Annotated in this window: 18 protein-coding genes; 6 read left to right on the forward strand and 12 right to left on the reverse strand. The window is 64.8% G+C overall.

Annotation, left to right across the window (positions count from 1 at the left end):
- The first annotated feature begins 278 nt into the window (after positions 1–278).
- Positions 279–767, forward strand: coding sequence for a hypothetical protein (locus HHA01_RS10000; protein ID WP_141320276.1), 489 nt, complete (start codon positions 279–281; stop codon positions 765–767).
- A gap of 107 nt (positions 768–874) precedes the next feature.
- On the opposite strand, the gene HHA01_RS10005 is transcribed toward HHA01_RS10000, so the two are convergent.
- Positions 875–1,687, reverse strand: coding sequence for a Tim44 domain-containing protein (locus HHA01_RS10005; protein ID WP_141320278.1), 813 nt, complete (start codon positions 1,685–1,687; stop codon positions 875–877).
- Positions 1,688–1,807: 120 nt separating this feature from the next.
- Between HHA01_RS10005 and HHA01_RS10010 the strand changes: the two genes are divergently transcribed.
- Positions 1,808–2,383 (forward strand): isochorismatase family protein, encoded by a 576-nt coding sequence (locus HHA01_RS10010; protein ID WP_141320280.1) that lies wholly within the window; start codon positions 1,808–1,810, stop codon positions 2,381–2,383.
- Between the two features lie 30 nt (positions 2,384–2,413).
- Here the strand turns inward: HHA01_RS10010 and yaaA are convergent, their stop codons facing one another.
- Both yaaA and HHA01_RS10020 read right to left on the reverse strand, forming a co-directional pair.
- Entirely contained in the window at positions 2,414–3,196 is a 783-nt protein-coding gene (gene yaaA / locus HHA01_RS10015) for a peroxide stress protein YaaA (RefSeq protein WP_141320282.1), read from the reverse strand.
- A gap of 94 nt (positions 3,197–3,290) precedes the next feature.
- Complete coding sequence (locus HHA01_RS10020; RefSeq protein WP_141320284.1) at positions 3,291–4,322, reverse strand: NADP(H)-dependent aldo-keto reductase; 1,032 nt, start codon at positions 4,320–4,322, stop codon at positions 3,291–3,293.
- Between the two features lie 290 nt (positions 4,323–4,612).
- Between HHA01_RS10020 and HHA01_RS10025 the strand changes: the two genes are divergently transcribed.
- Together HHA01_RS10025 and HHA01_RS10030 are read left to right on the forward strand one after the other, a co-directional pair.
- Positions 4,613–5,128, forward strand: coding sequence for a tetratricopeptide repeat protein (locus tag HHA01_RS10025; protein WP_141320286.1), 516 nt, complete (start codon positions 4,613–4,615; stop codon positions 5,126–5,128).
- A gap of 79 nt (positions 5,129–5,207) precedes the next feature.
- Positions 5,208–5,696, forward strand: a complete 489-nt coding sequence (locus tag HHA01_RS10030) for a hypothetical protein (protein WP_141320288.1) — start codon at positions 5,208–5,210, stop codon at positions 5,694–5,696.
- 107 nt (positions 5,697–5,803) lie between these two features.
- On the opposite strand, the gene HHA01_RS10035 is transcribed toward HHA01_RS10030, so the two are convergent.
- From HHA01_RS10035 to HHA01_RS10060, 6 genes are all read right to left on the reverse strand, one after another.
- A complete protein-coding gene (locus HHA01_RS10035; protein ID WP_141320290.1) occupies positions 5,804–6,352 on the reverse strand; it encodes an LOG family protein in 549 nt (182 codons plus the stop codon).
- Between the two features lie 23 nt (positions 6,353–6,375).
- On the reverse strand, positions 6,376–6,897 hold the full coding sequence (locus tag HHA01_RS10040; RefSeq protein ID WP_141320292.1) for a DUF501 domain-containing protein: 522 nt from the start codon (positions 6,895–6,897) through the stop codon (positions 6,376–6,378).
- Positions 6,869–7,195: a hypothetical protein gene (locus tag HHA01_RS10045; protein WP_141320294.1), complete on the reverse strand. Its 327-nt coding sequence runs from the start codon at positions 7,193–7,195 to the stop codon at positions 6,869–6,871. Before HHA01_RS10045 ends, HHA01_RS10040 begins: the two co-directional genes overlap by 29 nt.
- 86 nt (positions 7,196–7,281) lie before the next feature.
- Entirely contained in the window at positions 7,282–7,749 is a 468-nt protein-coding gene (gene ybaK, locus HHA01_RS10050; RefSeq protein ID WP_141320296.1) for a Cys-tRNA(Pro) deacylase, read from the reverse strand.
- Positions 7,746–8,156, reverse strand: coding sequence for an acyl-CoA thioesterase (locus HHA01_RS10055; RefSeq protein ID WP_141320298.1), 411 nt, complete (start codon positions 8,154–8,156; stop codon positions 7,746–7,748). The genes ybaK and HHA01_RS10055 overlap by 4 nt, the downstream gene beginning before the upstream one ends.
- Before the next feature lie 72 nt (positions 8,157–8,228).
- A complete protein-coding gene (locus tag HHA01_RS10060) occupies positions 8,229–9,059 on the reverse strand; it encodes a hypothetical protein (protein WP_141320300.1) in 831 nt (276 codons plus the stop codon).
- A 112-nt stretch (positions 9,060–9,171) separates the two neighbouring features.
- Between HHA01_RS10060 and HHA01_RS10065 the strand changes: the two genes are divergently transcribed.
- Complete coding sequence (locus HHA01_RS10065) at positions 9,172–9,513, forward strand: hypothetical protein (RefSeq protein WP_141320302.1); 342 nt, start codon at positions 9,172–9,174, stop codon at positions 9,511–9,513.
- Positions 9,514–9,517: 4 nt separating this feature from the next.
- Here the strand turns inward: HHA01_RS10065 and HHA01_RS10070 are convergent, their stop codons facing one another.
- Positions 9,518–9,952: a hypothetical protein gene (locus HHA01_RS10070; protein ID WP_141320304.1), complete on the reverse strand. Its 435-nt coding sequence runs from the start codon at positions 9,950–9,952 to the stop codon at positions 9,518–9,520.
- Positions 9,953–10,014: 62 nt separating this feature from the next.
- On the opposite strand from HHA01_RS10070, the gene HHA01_RS10075 reads away from it, so the two are divergent.
- A complete protein-coding gene (locus HHA01_RS10075) occupies positions 10,015–11,196 on the forward strand; it encodes a MalY/PatB family protein (RefSeq protein WP_141320306.1) in 1,182 nt (393 codons plus the stop codon).
- 66 nt (positions 11,197–11,262) lie between these two features.
- Here HHA01_RS10075 and HHA01_RS10080 read toward each other — a convergent pair whose 3' ends face one another.
- Both HHA01_RS10080 and HHA01_RS10085 read right to left on the reverse strand, forming a co-directional pair.
- Positions 11,263–14,238: a valine--tRNA ligase gene (locus HHA01_RS10080; protein ID WP_141320308.1), complete on the reverse strand. Its 2,976-nt coding sequence runs from the start codon at positions 14,236–14,238 to the stop codon at positions 11,263–11,265.
- A gap of 121 nt (positions 14,239–14,359) precedes the next feature.
- The gene (locus HHA01_RS10085) at positions 14,360–14,806 is read right to left on the reverse strand and encodes a DNA polymerase III subunit chi (protein WP_141320310.1); all 447 of its coding nucleotides are present in this window, start codon (positions 14,804–14,806) and stop codon (positions 14,360–14,362) included.
- Between the last annotated feature and the right edge of the window lie 22 nt (positions 14,807–14,828).

Here is a 14,828-nt window from a genome sequence, read left to right on the forward strand (position 1 = left end):
CCGCGAGCGGATGGCCGCCCCGACGTCAGACATCTATTCCAGCCAAGCCCCCGGTCCTTTCGAGAATCGGGGGCTTTTGTTTATTCCTGTACGCGAAACTTGCCTTGCAGGCGCGCCCCCGGGATGTGGGCGAGAATCTGACGCTAACTGGCGACGCTCCATGAAGAATGTTGAAGGATAGTGGAGTGGGCCTGCCAAATCCCTGAATCAGTTGGCAATTTGAAATTACTCGTACTAGGGTAAGCAAACGTTATTGCGTTGATCTAAGGAGGGGAAGGATGAAACAGGAACTGCTGCGTAAACTCGCGCTGATGATGCTGATCGGTACAACCTCGGTTGGCTTGGCTGCATGCAGCGGCGAGGAAGAGACCGAAGAGAACACCGAGCAGGCGACCGAGAGCGCTGAGCAAAACGCTGAAGAAGCCACTGATGAAACAGACGCAGCTGCCGAGGACGCCGAGCAGGCAGCTGATGAGGCCGCAGACGGCGCCGACGAGGCCATGGATGAGGCGGCCGAGGACACCGAGCAGGCCGTAGACGAAGCGGCGGAAAGCGCGCAAGCTGCCGTGGATGAAGCCGCCGAAGATACCGCGCAAGCTGCCGACGAAGCCGGGCAGGCTATGGATGAAGCGGCCGAGAACGTCGACCAGGCCGTGGAAAATGCCGGTGAAAGTGCAAGTCAAGCAGCGGAAGCAGCCGCGGACAGCACGGGCGAAGCTATGGAAGATGCTGGAGAGGCAACCCAAGAAGCCGCCGACGAGACGTGATCACCTCCCACGGCTCTCCGTAGGGTGCCGTCACCATAAGTGAAGAAGTGGAAAGGCCGAGCAATGCTCGGCCTTTCACATTTTGACGCCCTCCCGGTGAGTCCCGTTCAGCTTGCCGTGTGCTGCTCGATTCCCTTCACATACCAGGGACTACCATCGCGCAGCTCGCGCACAAGGTACCAGGTCTCGCTGAATTCGTTGTGCGCGCCGTTCTCACCCAGGGTGCCGTGGAACCATACGCTGGCCTCGGCTTGTCGGCCGAGCTCCTGGACACTGCCCAGCTCGGCGAAGAGCCGGATGATCTCGGTCTGATTGTTGGCGGGATGCTGATCTCGTTCCTGACGCAGCAAGTTATAAAGCTCTGGCGTCACGTAGTCCTGAATCAGGGTGAAGTCATTGTTGTCCCAGGCGCGTTGCAACGTCATGAAGTGCTCCTTGGCGCCGCCCAGGAAGCGATCCGTATCGAACCACTCCGGTGCCATGGTGCTGCCTCCCGAGACGCAAGACGTGAAGGCCTGAGGCTGCGCCTGTCCGGCGTGAGGCGCCTGTGGGCTGGCCTGTCGAGCGCCGACGCTGGCTGGCCGGCGGCGCGCCAGCAACCGCAGGAGGAGAAAGGCGGCACCGGCGATCAGCAGCAGGTCCAGTAGCCGCAGTTCATCGAAGGCGCCACCGAAAAAGAGCGAGGCCAGCAGCCCGCCGGCCAGGAGTCCGGCAAAGGGACCGGCGAATTTCGACAGGCCGCTGGACGGCTTGCGCTGGGCGCCGGTTGCGGCCTTGGGGGCGCTGGTGCTCTGGGAGCTGAGGGTGCGGGAGTAGCTGCCGACACTCTTGCCGCCTCCCATGCGGCGGGCATCGGCGTGCTCGACGGCGAGGCCGAAGCCGAGCATGCCGATGAGGAAAGTGACGAGAAGATGGCGCATCGCGGAGTCTCCATGGGGCCTTATGGCCAATGAACTATCGAAGCGATCATTCTAGCGACTAAGCTGGTGCGGGACATCGCTTGAAGCAGAGTTTCTTTCATCCTGTCGGGAGGCAATGACATGCAAATGCAACGGGAGTCGAGTCTGCTGCTGATCGTGGATCTGCAGAGCCGTTTGCTTCCGGAACTGGCGGGCGGGGCGCAGGTGATCGAGGAAGCCACCTGGATGGCGCGTGTTGCCGAATCACTCGGCGTGCCGGTCTGGTTGACCGAACAGTATCCGCAGGGGCTCGGTCATAGCGACGCCACACTGCTGGAGGCCCTGGCGTCGCCCCGTTGCTGGCAGAAGACGCATTTCAATGCGCATGCCGAGCCGGACTTCGCGCAGGCCCTGGCGCAGAGCGGTCGTCGGCAGATCGTGCTGTGCGGTGCCGAAGCCCATGTTTGCGTACTGCAGACCGGACTGGGGCTATGCGCGGCCGGTCATGAGGTCTTCTGGCTGAGCGAGGCGGTCGGCAGTCGACGGCGAGACGAAGTGGCCCTGGCGCGCAAGCGCATGGAAAGGGCCGGCGCCCAGGCCGTGAGCGCCGACATGGTGGCCTACGAATGGCTCGAGCGTTGCGACGACCCTGTCTTCAAGGAGACTCACCGACGCTTTCTGAAGGAGCGTGCCCGGCGTCCACTGATCCTTGACTAGCCGGGCCGGCCGCTGCGCGATGGTACCGGGTCAGGGACGGTCACGCTCGTCACGGCAGAACACCAGCGTATTGCCTTCCGACATGGCCGCATTGAAGCGGTAGCCGGCGACATCGAAATGCTTCAGCGCCTCGGCATCATCCAGCCGCTGGCGGATCATCCAGGCCGCCATCAGGCCGCGTGCCTTCTTGGCATAGAAACTGATGATCTTGTATTGACCGTTCTTCTCGTCCTTGAAGACCGGTGTGATGATCCGTGCGTCCAGGCGCGGGGGGTCGATCGACTTGAAATACTCGTTGGAAGCCAGATTGACCAGCACGCGGCTGCCGCTCTGCGCAATGGCCTGATTCAGCGCCGTGGTCAGCTCATCGCGCCAGAAGGCGTACAGGTCCTGGCCGGCGGGGTTGGCCAGCTTGGTGCCCATCTCCAGGCGATAGGGCTGGATCAGGTCGAGGGGCCTCAGCAGACCGTAGAGACCGGAAAGAATGCGCAGGTGGTCCTGGGCAAAGTCGTTGTCGGCCTCATCGAAGTTCTCGGCCTCCAGGCCGACATAGACGTCGCCCTGAAAGGCCTGGGCCGCCGGCTTGGCATTCTCGGGCGTGAAGGGGGTATGCCAGTCGGCGAAGCGAGCGGCATTGAGGCCGGCGATCTTGTCGCTGACGCCCATCAACCGGCTGATTTCCTGAGGCGACTTGTCGCGCATGATGTCGATCAGGGTCTGACTATGCTCGAGGTAATCCGGCTGTGTGTGCCGGGCAGTAGTGGGCGGTGTCTCGAAGTCCAGCTTCTTGGCCGGGGAAATCACGCTCAGCATGGGGCGCTCCTCACGCGTCGTTGGCTATTGGCCGGATTATACCAAGGAGGTGGCCGGGACGGGGCTATCGGACCGATAGCCCCGGGAGCGGTGGTCAGGGGCAGGGGTTGGGCAAGCGCTGGTGAACCTGCTCGATGGCGTCCAGCACATCGTCGTTCAGGCGCAGTGATTCGCTGGCCAGGTTGCTTTCGAGCTGGGCCATGCTGGTGGCGCCAATGATGTTGCTGGTCAGGAAAGGACGCGAATTGACGTAGGCCAGTGCCATCTGGGCCGGATCGAGGCCGTGCGCGCGGGCAATGTCCACGTAAGCGCGGGTAGCTTCTTCGGCCTGCGGCGAAGTATAGCGCTGGAAGCGCTCGTAGAGGGTCAGGCGTGCGCCTTCCGGACGGGCGCCGTCCAGGTACTTGCCCGAGAGTACCCCGAAGCCCAGCGGTGAGTAGGCCAGCAGGCCGGCGTTTTCACGATGCGCGATTTCGGCCAGCCCTACCTCATAGGTGCGGTTCAGCAGGCTGTAAGGGTTCTGGACCGAGGCAACCCGCGGCAGCCCCATCCTGTCCGCCAGGTGAAGCGCGCGCATGACACCCCAGGGTGTCTCGTTGGAAAGCCCGATGGCGCGGATCTTGCCAGCCTGAACCAGCTCCTGCAGCGCCGACAGGGTTTCTTCCAGCGCGATGGCATCCTCCTGCTCATCCGGCTGGTAGCCCAGGCGGCCGAAGAAGTTGCTGCGCCGATCCGGCCAGTGCAGCTGGTAGAGGTCGATGTAATCGGTCTGCAGGCGCTGCAGACTGGTATCGATGGCCTGGTGCACCTGCTCGCGGGTCAGGCGCGAGCCGCCGCGCAGGTAGTCCAGCCCGGGACCTGCTATCTTGCTGGCCAGAATGATGTCATCCCGGGAGCCGCGCGAGGCCAGCCAGCTGCCGATATAGCGTTCGGTGAGTCCTTGGGTGTCGGCGTTGGGCGGCACCGGATACATCTCGGCGGTATCGATGAAATCGATGCCGAAGGAGACGGCACGATCCAGCTGTTCGTGAGCCTCGGCTTCACTATTCTGTTCACCAAAGGTCATGGTGCCGAGGCACAACCGGCTGACTTCGATACCCGTGTTTCCCAGGGGGCGCGTCTGCATCCGTCACTCCTCACGATAATGTGGTTGGAACCGCCATGCCTGCCGCCGACAGGCCGCTCGTGTATGGGCGAGAATGCCGTGGACAGGCGGCTCGTCAGGCATGGTAGCCGGGGGAAGCAGAAGCGTAAACGACAAGGGGTTGAGTCGCCGTTTAGCCGAGCGTATGCTTGCCTTCCCGTTGGCAAGGCGGAGCCTGGAATTCGCCAACGCACGCATGTGAACGACGCCGGTCACAGGGTGGTGCTCGACGTCACTATCGAATCGAACCTCAGGACTCAGGATGGTTTGCCATGCCACAGGCAGCGTCACTGTTTACTCGGATCGAGTACCGTCTGGCACAACAACTCGTGCATACTCGCTGGTTGCCTCGTTCGCCGCAGACTCAGCGGCTGACCATGCACCTGTTTCAGCGCTGTGCCAAGGCCGGACACCCTGCGGCCCTGGCACAATATGGTCACATGCTGTTTCACCGCGGTGTGTCCCCCCAGGACAAGGCGCGGGGAGCGCGCTACGTGATCGAAGCCGCCCATGGCGGTGATACTCACGCCCAGTTTCGCGCCGGCCAGATCCACGAGCATGGATGCACCCAGTACCCGCGCCGTGAAGATCACGCCGTGACCTGGTACGCCCGGGCTGGTGAAGCCGGTCACCCTCAGGCAGCGGCGCGGCTTGCCGATGCCTATCGTGACGGCGATCTGGGACTGCCGGTCGATGGCGAACGGATGGCCTACTGGCAACGGCTGGCCGATCAGTTCACGGCGTCCCCCGAGTTACTGGACAGCCGGGAAGCCGGGACGCGACACTAGGGCCAGGTGTCTCAGTGACGAGACGTGAACCACTGGCCGAGCCTCTGGTGCAGCGGCCCTGACCAAGGAACCCCCTTCCGTGACGCTACCGACATTGCTGGATATCGAAGCGTCCGGTTTTGGGCGCGGTAGTTACCCCATTGAAATCGGCCTGGCGCGGGCCGATGGCAGCGTCTGCGCCTTTCTGGTTCACCCCCTCGACGAATGGACGCACTGGGACCCCAAGGCGGAACTGCTGCACGGCATCTCCCGGGCACGCCTGGAGCGTGAGGGCTACCCCGTGCGCCAGGTAGCACGCTGGCTCAATGACGAGCTGAGCGATATCGGCATCGCCTACAGTGACAGCTGGGGTTACGACAATACCTGGATGTCCCTGCTCTTCCACCATGCCGGGATGCTGCCCGCCTTCCGTCTCGAGGCCTTGCGTCGGCTGCTGAGCGAAACCCAGATGGAGCGCTGGAGCGACACCAAGGAAGCCATCATTCGGGAGCAGGGCGTCCTGCGGCATCGTGCCGGCGAAGATGCCCGTCTGCTGCAGCTGACCTACCAGCGCACCCTGGATTACTGACCCCTTACCCCTTACCCTTTACACCTCACACCTCACACCTCACACCTCACACCTCACACCTCACACCTCACACCTCACACCGCGCTCCACTCGCTGTCACTCCGGCCTCACTGGCCGAGGCGCTGCTCCAGCGCATCGAGCAGCGACGCCGGCGAGTCGGCATCCAGCAGGTTGGCGCGGGTGTCGGCATCGAGGAAACCGTGTTGCACGGTGTTATCGAGGAAGGTCAGCAGTGGCGCATAGAAGCCCCGGGTATCGAGCAACCCCAGCGGCTTGTCGTGCAGGCCCAGATACTGCCAGGTCCAGGCTTCGAACAGTTCCTCCAGGGTCCCGATTCCCCCCGGCAGGGCAATGAAAGCGTCGCTGTGGGCGGCCATGCTGGCCTTGCGTTCATGCATGTTGCTGACGCGTATCAACCGAGTGAGCCCTGTATGGGCCTGCTCGCGCTCCACCAGATGATCCGGCATCACGCCAGTCACCTCGCCGCCAGCGGCCATCATGCTGTCGGCCAGTGCCCCCATCATGCCGACGCGAGCCCCGCCGTAGACCAGTGCGTGGCCACGCGATGCCAGCTCACCGCCGAGCGTCCCGGCGGCTTCCAGGAAGGCCGGGTCATGGCCGGTGCGCGAGCCAAGATAGACGCAGAAGGTCGACATGGAGTTCTCCGGGTTCAGTCGTCTCAGGGCAGACAGTCGGCGACGCCATGGTGTTCGTCCAGCCACTGGCCGATGACATTGTGGCCACACAGGTGGTGCGCATACTGGGTGTGCAGGCAGCGTACCTGGTTCCAGTTGGCGATACCGCCGATGCCACGCTCGCGCAGTACCGTCTCGTAGCCCAGCTCCTGCACCCTGGTGTGTTGCGCGGGCGTCATGCAGTGCCAGCGCGTGGCGATGTAGTCGCGATGGCTCTGGTGGTAGGCCGCAAGGAACTCGGGCTCTTCGCGCAGGCGCGCTTCCAGCTGCTTGATCACGCCGGCCGCCTCGAGGTGGCTGAGTTCGATCTTCAGGCGCTCCGAGCTCAGCCAGTAGAGCGTCGGGAAGGGGGCACCATCGACGATGGGGGCCATGCGCAGCACCAGTGGTGTGCCTTCACCATCGGTAGCCGCCAGGGCCTCGATGCCCCGGGGGGCACGGCCCAGCTGTTCGGTGATGAGCGCCATCTGGCGTTCGTCAGGCATCGTGTCGGGACGAATCACCATCGTTGTCATCTCGTATGAACTTGTTCGAGCGGCCCACGGCGCGGAAGAAGGTTCGATTGAGCTGTTCCGGTGTCGGAACATAGTTCCAGTAGCGGTCGCAGTAATCGTTGGCCCGTGCCATCAGCACGTCGTAGAGGCGGTTGAACGGCGCATCATAATCGTAAGGGTCGGCCCCGAACAAGCGGATGTGCGGATAGTCGGCGAAGCGCTCCATGAAGTAGCGCTCCAGGTCCGCCTCCACGGCATGGTGGCGGGCGACGTTGTCTGGATCGAGCCAGAGGTCGTAGCGGATGGCCATCGTCGGCTCCCTTGGGTCGAGCGGCTCGGTGGTACCGAGCCGTCTGTCACGCTTGGACAGTGCAGCGCGGTGTTTGGCTCGGTGGCTCAGCGAGCCAATGAGGTGAAGAGGCCGTTCAGCAAGCCGATCAGGTCCGCCGGCGCCAGGCAGATTTCCAGGCCGCGTCGTCCCCCGCTGACGTAAAGCTGTTCGAGGGATTCGGCGCTGGCATCGATGAAGGCCGGCAGGCGTTTCTTCTGGCCCAACGGGCTGATACCCCCGATTACATAGCCCGTGGCCCGTTCGGCCTCCTCGGCATCGGCCAGGTGAGCCTTGCGCGCGCCGGCGGCCCTGGCCAGTGCCTTGAGGTCCAGCTGGTCGGACACCGGCACCAGGGCCATGACCAGCTGGCCTGTGTCGAGGCGAGCCAATAGTGTCTTGAAGACCTCGTGCGTTGCCAGGCCCAGCGCATCGACGGCCTCTTCACCATAGGCCGGGTGGCGCGCATCGTGCTCGTACGTCGCGAGCGCAAAGCCGATACCGGCCTTTTCCAGCATCTTGACGGCCGGAGTCATGCGTCGTCCGCCTCCGCTTCCTGCAAGTGTTCTCTCAAGGCTTCGCGCAGCGTGCCCTCGATGGGTACGGCGCATCCGGCCTGGTGGTCATAGTGCACCATGACGGTATGGCCGGTATTGGTCAGTCTACCGGACTGACGGGCTTCCTGGGTCACGGTGAAGGAGCTGTTGCCGAGCCGCGAGAGGTAGGTGTGGATCTCGATGTCGCGGCCGTAATACAGCTCGCCGTGATAGTCGATTTCCATGCGCGCCATGATCAGTCGCCAGCGGCGCGGGTCCAGGTCCGGCGTGAACAGGGGAAAGAGGTCGTTGCGGGCCCACTCGAACCAGGCCGGCAGGCGCGTATTGTTGATGTGGCCCAGCGCATCGGTGTCGTAGAAGGCGGGCTCGACGGTGCGAACGAACATGAAGTTTCCTCTTCGGCATATGCGGCCAGATATCTCCCGGCATGGCGATGCCCGGGACACCACTATAGCACGCTAGCGAGTCGCTTCCGGGTCCTCGGTGACGCTGCGCCGTTGTTGCCACTGGGCTTGTCCGCGGGTCCAGGCCAGCAGCCAGAGCGTGGCGGCGGCAAAGCCGACCAGGGTGCCCCAGGTGAGTCCCAGGGCATCATAGGCCAGCGAGACGCATAGGGTATAGCACAGCAGCGAACCGAGGCCGGCGGGGTAGTGCTTGATGACGGTGGCGACCGGCCCGGCGCCATGGGTCAGATGGAGAATCACCAGGAAGGGATACATGGTCACCGGGAAGGCGGCCATTACCCCGGCCCAGGCCGAGGGCACCACATGGGCGAGGCCGGTGATCAGGAAGATGATGCTGGCGGCGAGGCCGGCGCGCAGCGCGAGTGCCGGCCAGGAAAAGCCGCCGCGCGGCGTGGCAGCGGTGTCCGGAACATGGCGGTACAGCCGCATGAAAGCCAGGATCGCCACCAGGGTGATCAGGGTACCGCCCAGTCGGTTGACGTCGAAGTGGGTCAACATCAGGCTCATCAGCCCCCAGGCGATCAGGCCGCCCAGAGTGCCCGTGAGGACACCTCGGAAGCCGTCACGCCGACCGCACAGTAAATAACCGCCACCCAGCGCCAGGGTCGCGGTGAAGCCTGCCAGGGTGTGCACGGCACTCTCGGCGGCAAAGCCCGGGGATATCTCCAGGCCGATGAAGAACAGCGCGATGGCCGTGCCCAGCGGGTAGCCGGAGAGCAGGCCGGCAGCGCGCGTGCTGAGGCGTTCGGCGATCACCGAGAGGCCCAGCACCACGCCGATCGAGACCAGCAGCTTGGCCAGTTGCCATTCAAGTGGGACTTCCATGACGCTATCCTGTTGGTGTCGAGAGTCGCCCGGCCCGGGCGCGTAAGCTTCGAATGCGTCACCGGCAGGCGCAGAGCCGGGGCGCCGCCAGCCCGCCACCGTCGAGGTACGCATGACCGGTCACGCGCTGTCCCCGCCAAGCCGTCCCGAACGCTGTGAGCTGTGTCGGCGCGCCGCGCCACTGACACGCCATCACCTGATTCCGCGCACCCTGCACGGCAAGGCACGCTATCGGCGTCGGTTCGACCGGGCCGAGCGCCTGAGTGCGATTCTATGGGTCTGCCATGCCTGCCATCGGCACATCCACGCGCTGTTCAGCGAGCGCGAGCTGGCCGACCATTATCGCAGCCGCGAGGCCCTGCTGGGGCATCCCGAGGTCCAGACCTTCGTCGCATGGCTGGCCACCAAGCCGGCAGGCTTCGAGCCCAAGCGCCCGACCCGGCGGCGACGCTGAGGGCCTACACCAGACGCAGGCCCTGTTGATCCACCCAGGCGGCCTTGAGGGCGGTCTCCAGAGGCGAGTGCAGGTGTGCGGGCAGGGCGTCGACGGCGGCCTCATAACTCTCGACCTGGCGATTGCGCAACCAGCAGTAGGCCCAGGCACAGGCCTCTTCGTCGCTTTGCGGCACGGGCCGCGCCGGCATCTGAGTCAGCAGAAAGACCGCGGTACGTCCGGCCCAGAGTGGAATATCCGCGTGACGATCGCCGGCGCCCCAGGCCTCGAGGGTGGCACCGCTGGGCGTGGCCTCGGGCTCGCCCAGTTTGGCGACCCGGGCCGTTTCGGCAAGAATCAGTGCCAGGCGGTCGCGGTCGCCTTGGCCGAGTGCCAGCCACTGGGCGATGACGGCCGGCAGGCCCTTGCGGACCTTGGAATAGAAGCTGCTTTGGGGCATGGTTTGATGCATTCTCAGGGGCGTCACATGACGCCGGATCAGGAGCAAAGGATGGCCACTTCATGACCGCGACCTTCGATTTTGTCACGCCCGTCGAGCGGCGACACCCCTCCAATGGCCACTGGCCGTCACAGAAATGGCATCGCTACGCGGAGGATGTACTGCCGCTGTGGGTGGCCGACATGGACTTCCGCTCGCCGCCGGCGGTCATCGAGGCGCTTCAGGCCCGAGTCGAGCATGGCGTCTATGGCTATGGTCTGGTGGCCGACGGCCTGCGCGATGCCGTCTGCCGCTGGAGCCGCGAGCACTATGGCTGGGCGATCGAACCCGACTGGCAGGTGTGGCTACCCGGCGTGGTGCCGGCCCTCAACATGGCCAGCCTGGCGCTGACCGAGCCTGGCGACGGCGTGCTGACCATTACGCCGATCTATCCGCCCTTCCTGCAGGTGGCCGAACGCACCGGCCGCGAGCCCCAGCAGGCGGCCATGCGGCCGCCCCGGGCGGCAGGCGATGACTGGCAGCTGGATCTCGAGGCCCTCGAGGCCGCCATCACGCCGCGCACCCGGCTGCTACTGTGGTGTCACCCGCATAACCCGACCGGACGCGTCTGGCGCCCGGACGAGCTGGAAGGGCTGGCCCGCCTGGTCGAGCGCCATGACCTGTACGTGGTCTCCGACGAGCTGCACTGCGACCTGCTGCTCGATGACGGCGCTCGACACCAACCGCTGGCGGCCCTGTTCCCGGCGCTGGCCGCGCGCATCATTACCCTCTGGGCGCCATCCAAGACCTTCAATCTGGCTGGGCTGACGGCCGCCTGCGCGGTGATTCCCGATGCCGGCTTGCGTCAGCGCTTCGCGGCACGCCTCAAGGGCCTGCAACCCGACGGCAATGTACTCGGGCTGGTCGCCGCCGAGGCCGCCTACTGCCACGGCGAGCCCTGGCGGCAGGCCCTGCTGGAGACCCTGCGCGGTCATCGTCGTCGGCTGGAAGAGCATGTCGCCCGCTGGCCGGGCGTGCGCATGGCCGCCCCGCAGTCGACCTATCTGGCCTGGCTGGACCTGCGCGAGTCACCCGCCATGCAGGGTGCTGCCTCGCCTCAGCAGCTGCTGCTCGAGGAGGCGCGCGTGGCGCTTTCGGATGGCGTCAACTTCGGCTGGCCGGGCTTCGTGCGGCTCAACTTCGGCACCACCGCCGAGCAGCTGGAAACGGCGCTGCAGCGCATGGACGGGGTGCTGGCATCCTGAGGTGACGCCACGCCATACGCCAGCAGCGCGGAGACAGGCCCTGCGCTGCTGGCGTCGTGCCGGGCCCTAGAGCGCGGCGATCCTGTCGCGCTGCTCGACCAGCAGGCGGCGGTTGGTGCTCAGGTCGTCGAGCTTGTCGCGTTCCTTCTGGACCACGGCTTCCGGTGCCTTGGCGACGAAGCTCTCGTTGCCGAGCTTCTTCTCGATGCCGTCGATCAGCTTGTCCTGCTTGTCGATCTCCTTGGCCAGACGCGTCAGTTCCGCCTCCTTGTCGATCAGGCCGGCCATGGGCACCAGCACCTCCAGGTCGCCGACCAGCTGGGTGGCGGCCAGCGGGGCCTGGTCGGCATCCGCGAGCCAGTCGATGCTTTCCAGCTTGGCCAGCTTGGCGAGGAAACGGCGGTTGGCATCCAGGCGTCGGCGGTCATCGGCATCGCCCTTGGTCAGCATCGCCGTCAGCGGCTTGCCGGGGGCAATGTTGAGCTCGGCGCGGATGTTGCGGATCGCCACGATCACGCCCTTGAGCCACTCGATATCACGCTCGGCCGCCTCGTCGATGCGGCTGTCGTCGGCCTGTGGCCAGGGCTGAACCATCAGCGAGTCTTCCTCGCCGTGGCTGGTGCCGGCCAGTGGGGCGACGCGCTGCCAGATTTCCTCGCTGATGTAGGGCATCATCGGGTGCGCCAGGCGCAGTACGGTCTCGAGCACGCGTACCAGAGTGCGGCGAGTGCCGCGCTGGGCTTGCGCCGAGGCCTCGTCATCCCAGAGGACCGGCTTGGAAAGCTCCAGGTACCAGTCGCAATACTCGTTCCAGATGAACTCGTAGAGCGCCTGGGAGGCGTGGTCGAAGCGGTATTCCTGCATGGCGCGAGTGACCTGGGCCTCGGTCTGCTGCAGGCGCGAGACGATCCAGCGGTCGGCCAGCGACAATTCGACCTCGTCGCCCTGTCCGTCGGGAGAGGTGCCGCAATCCTGGCCCTCGGCATTCATCAGCACATAGCGCGAGGCGTTCCACAGCTTGTTGCAGAAGTTGCGGTAGCCATCCAGGCGGCCTATATCGAACTTGATGTCGCGTCCGGTGGTGGCCTGGGACAGGAAGGTGAAGCGCAGGGCATCGGTGCCGTGGGCCTCGATGCCCTGCGGAAATTCCTGTCGCGTGGCCTTGGCAATGGCCCTGGCCTTCTGCGGCTGCATCATGTTGCCGGTGCGCTTCTCGACCAGGGTCTCCAGGTCGATGCCGTCGATCAGGTCGATGGGGTCGAGCACATTGCCCTTGGACTTGGACATCTTGTTGCCCTGGCCGTCGCGTACCAGGCCATGCACATAGACCTGCTTGAAGGGCACCTCGCCGGTGAACTCCAGGGTCAGCATGATCATCCGCGCGACCCAGAAGAAGATGATGTCGAAACCGGTGACCAGCACATTGGTGGGGTGGAAGGTCTCCAGCGCCGGGGTCTGCTCGGGCCAGCCCAGGGTGCCGAAGGTCCACAGACCGGAGCTGAACCAGGTGTCGAGGACGTCCTCATCCTGGCTAAGGGGCACATCGGCGGCGATGCCATATCGCTCGCGGGCCTCGGCCTCACTGCGCGCCACATAGACCTTGCCCTCGGTGTCGTACCAGGCCGGAATGCGGTGGCCCCACCACAGCTGGCGCGAGATGCACCAGTCCTGGAGGTCACGCATCCAGGCGAAATACATGTTCTCGTAGTTCTTCGGCACGAACTCGATATCGCCGTTCTCGACCGCCGCGATGGCCGGCTTGGCGAGGTCCTCCACGGCCACGAACCACTGGTCGGTGAGGTAAGGCTCGATGACATCACCGGAGCGGTCGCCGAAGGGCTGCATCAGCTTCTTGTGCTCGACCAGCGGCTGTTCCTGGCCGGCTTCATCGGGGGTGGTCACTGCCAGGCCTTCGGCGGTGACGGCCTCGACCACCTGGCGACGCGCTGCGAAACGGTCCAGCCCGCGCAGTTCGGTGGGCACCAGGTTGATCTCGTCCACACTGCCGATGTCTTCGCCCCGCGCGGCGCGGGATGCCAGGGCGGCGCTTTCCGCATAGGAGAGGCCGTCATTGCGCATGTGCGCCTTGCGGTCCATCAGGTTGTAGAGCGGAATCGCGTTGCGCTGTGCGACGGCGTAGTCGTTGAAGTCATGGGCGCCGGTGATCTTGACGGCACCCGAGCCGAACTCGGGGTCGGGGTACTCATCGGTGATGATGGGAATCAGACGACGGTGTTCCTTCGGCCCGACCGGAATCTCGCAGAGCTTGCCGACCAGCGGCGCATAGCGTTCATCGTCCGGGCTCACGGCGACGGCGCCATCGCCCAGCATGGTTTCCGGCCGCGTGGTGGCGATGGAGATATAGTCGCGTGTCTCGCGCAGCGTGACGTTGCCGTCGGCATCCTTCTCGATGTACTCGTAGGTTTCACCGCCGGCCAGCGGATATTTGAAGTGCCACATCTGGCCATCGACCTCGGTGTTCTCCACCTCGAGGTCGGAAATGGCGGTCTCGAACGTCGGATCCCAGTTGACCAGCCGCTTGCCACGGTAGATCAGGCCCTTGTCGAACAATTGCACGAAGACTTCCTGAACCGCCTTGTAGAAGCCGTCGTCCATGGTGAAGCGTTCGCGGGACCAGTCGACGCTGGCGCCCATGCGCCTCAACTGGCGGGTGATGTGCCCCCCGGATTCCTGCTTCCACTCCCAGATCCGGTCGGTGAAGGCATCACGGCCCAGGTCGTGACGACTCTTGCCTTCCTCGGCGGCGACCTTGCGCTCCACCAGCATCTGGGTGGCGATGCCGGCATGGTCGGTGCCCACCTGCCAAAGGGTGTTGTTGCCCTGCATGCGCTTCCAGCGCGTCAGGGTATCCATGATGGTGTCCTGGAAGGCATGACCCATGTGCAGACTGCCGGTGACATTGGGCGGCGGGATCATGATGGAGAAGGGGTCGCCCTTGCCGGAAGGGGCAAAGTGGCCGTTGTCTTCCCAACGCTGATACCAGCGGTTCTCGATCTGCTCGGGTTGGTAGGTCTTGTCCATGGGGGAGTCCGGTCCAGAATGGTTCGCCACCGGGGCCAGGCAAAGCCTGGAACCTGTCGGCGGGGCATCGTCAAAAATGGGTTCGATTATAGCCTGACCAGGGGCTGGGCGTCAGCCTGATCTACTGCTGCCCGCGCAGCTGGTGCGCCTTTACCGCATAGCCGCGCTTCTTGTAGGTCTGCCAGCAATCACGCTTGGTCTTCAGCACTTCCTGGTGCTGATTGATGATCTCGGCGACCCGCTCGTAGCGCGAGAACCACTCGGGAATGCCGGGGTGCAGGTTGAGCATTGCCTGGGTGCCGGTCTCGCCGGGCGCCGGGGGCTCCTGCCAGCCGATGGTGGCCGGAACGCCATCCGCCATCTCGCTGCCCAGCAGGGCATGCGGCAGGTAGGCATCGGCGCGAAAGTCCCACAGCCGGTCATCCAGGGTCCGGGCCATGGCCTCGTCTTCCACATGCAGATGCAGCCGATAGCCCTTGTTGACGATGGTCTCGGCCAACCGGCAGGCAAAGGCCAGCCGGGCATCGAGGGTGGTATCGGGCAGGATGTAGAAGTCGATGTGGGTCATGGATTCCCGCTCCGGCTGCGCC

The sequence above is a fragment of the Halomonas halmophila genome, assembly GCF_006540005.1.
Taxonomy (GTDB): Bacteria; Pseudomonadota; Gammaproteobacteria; order Pseudomonadales; family Halomonadaceae; genus Halomonas; species Halomonas halmophila.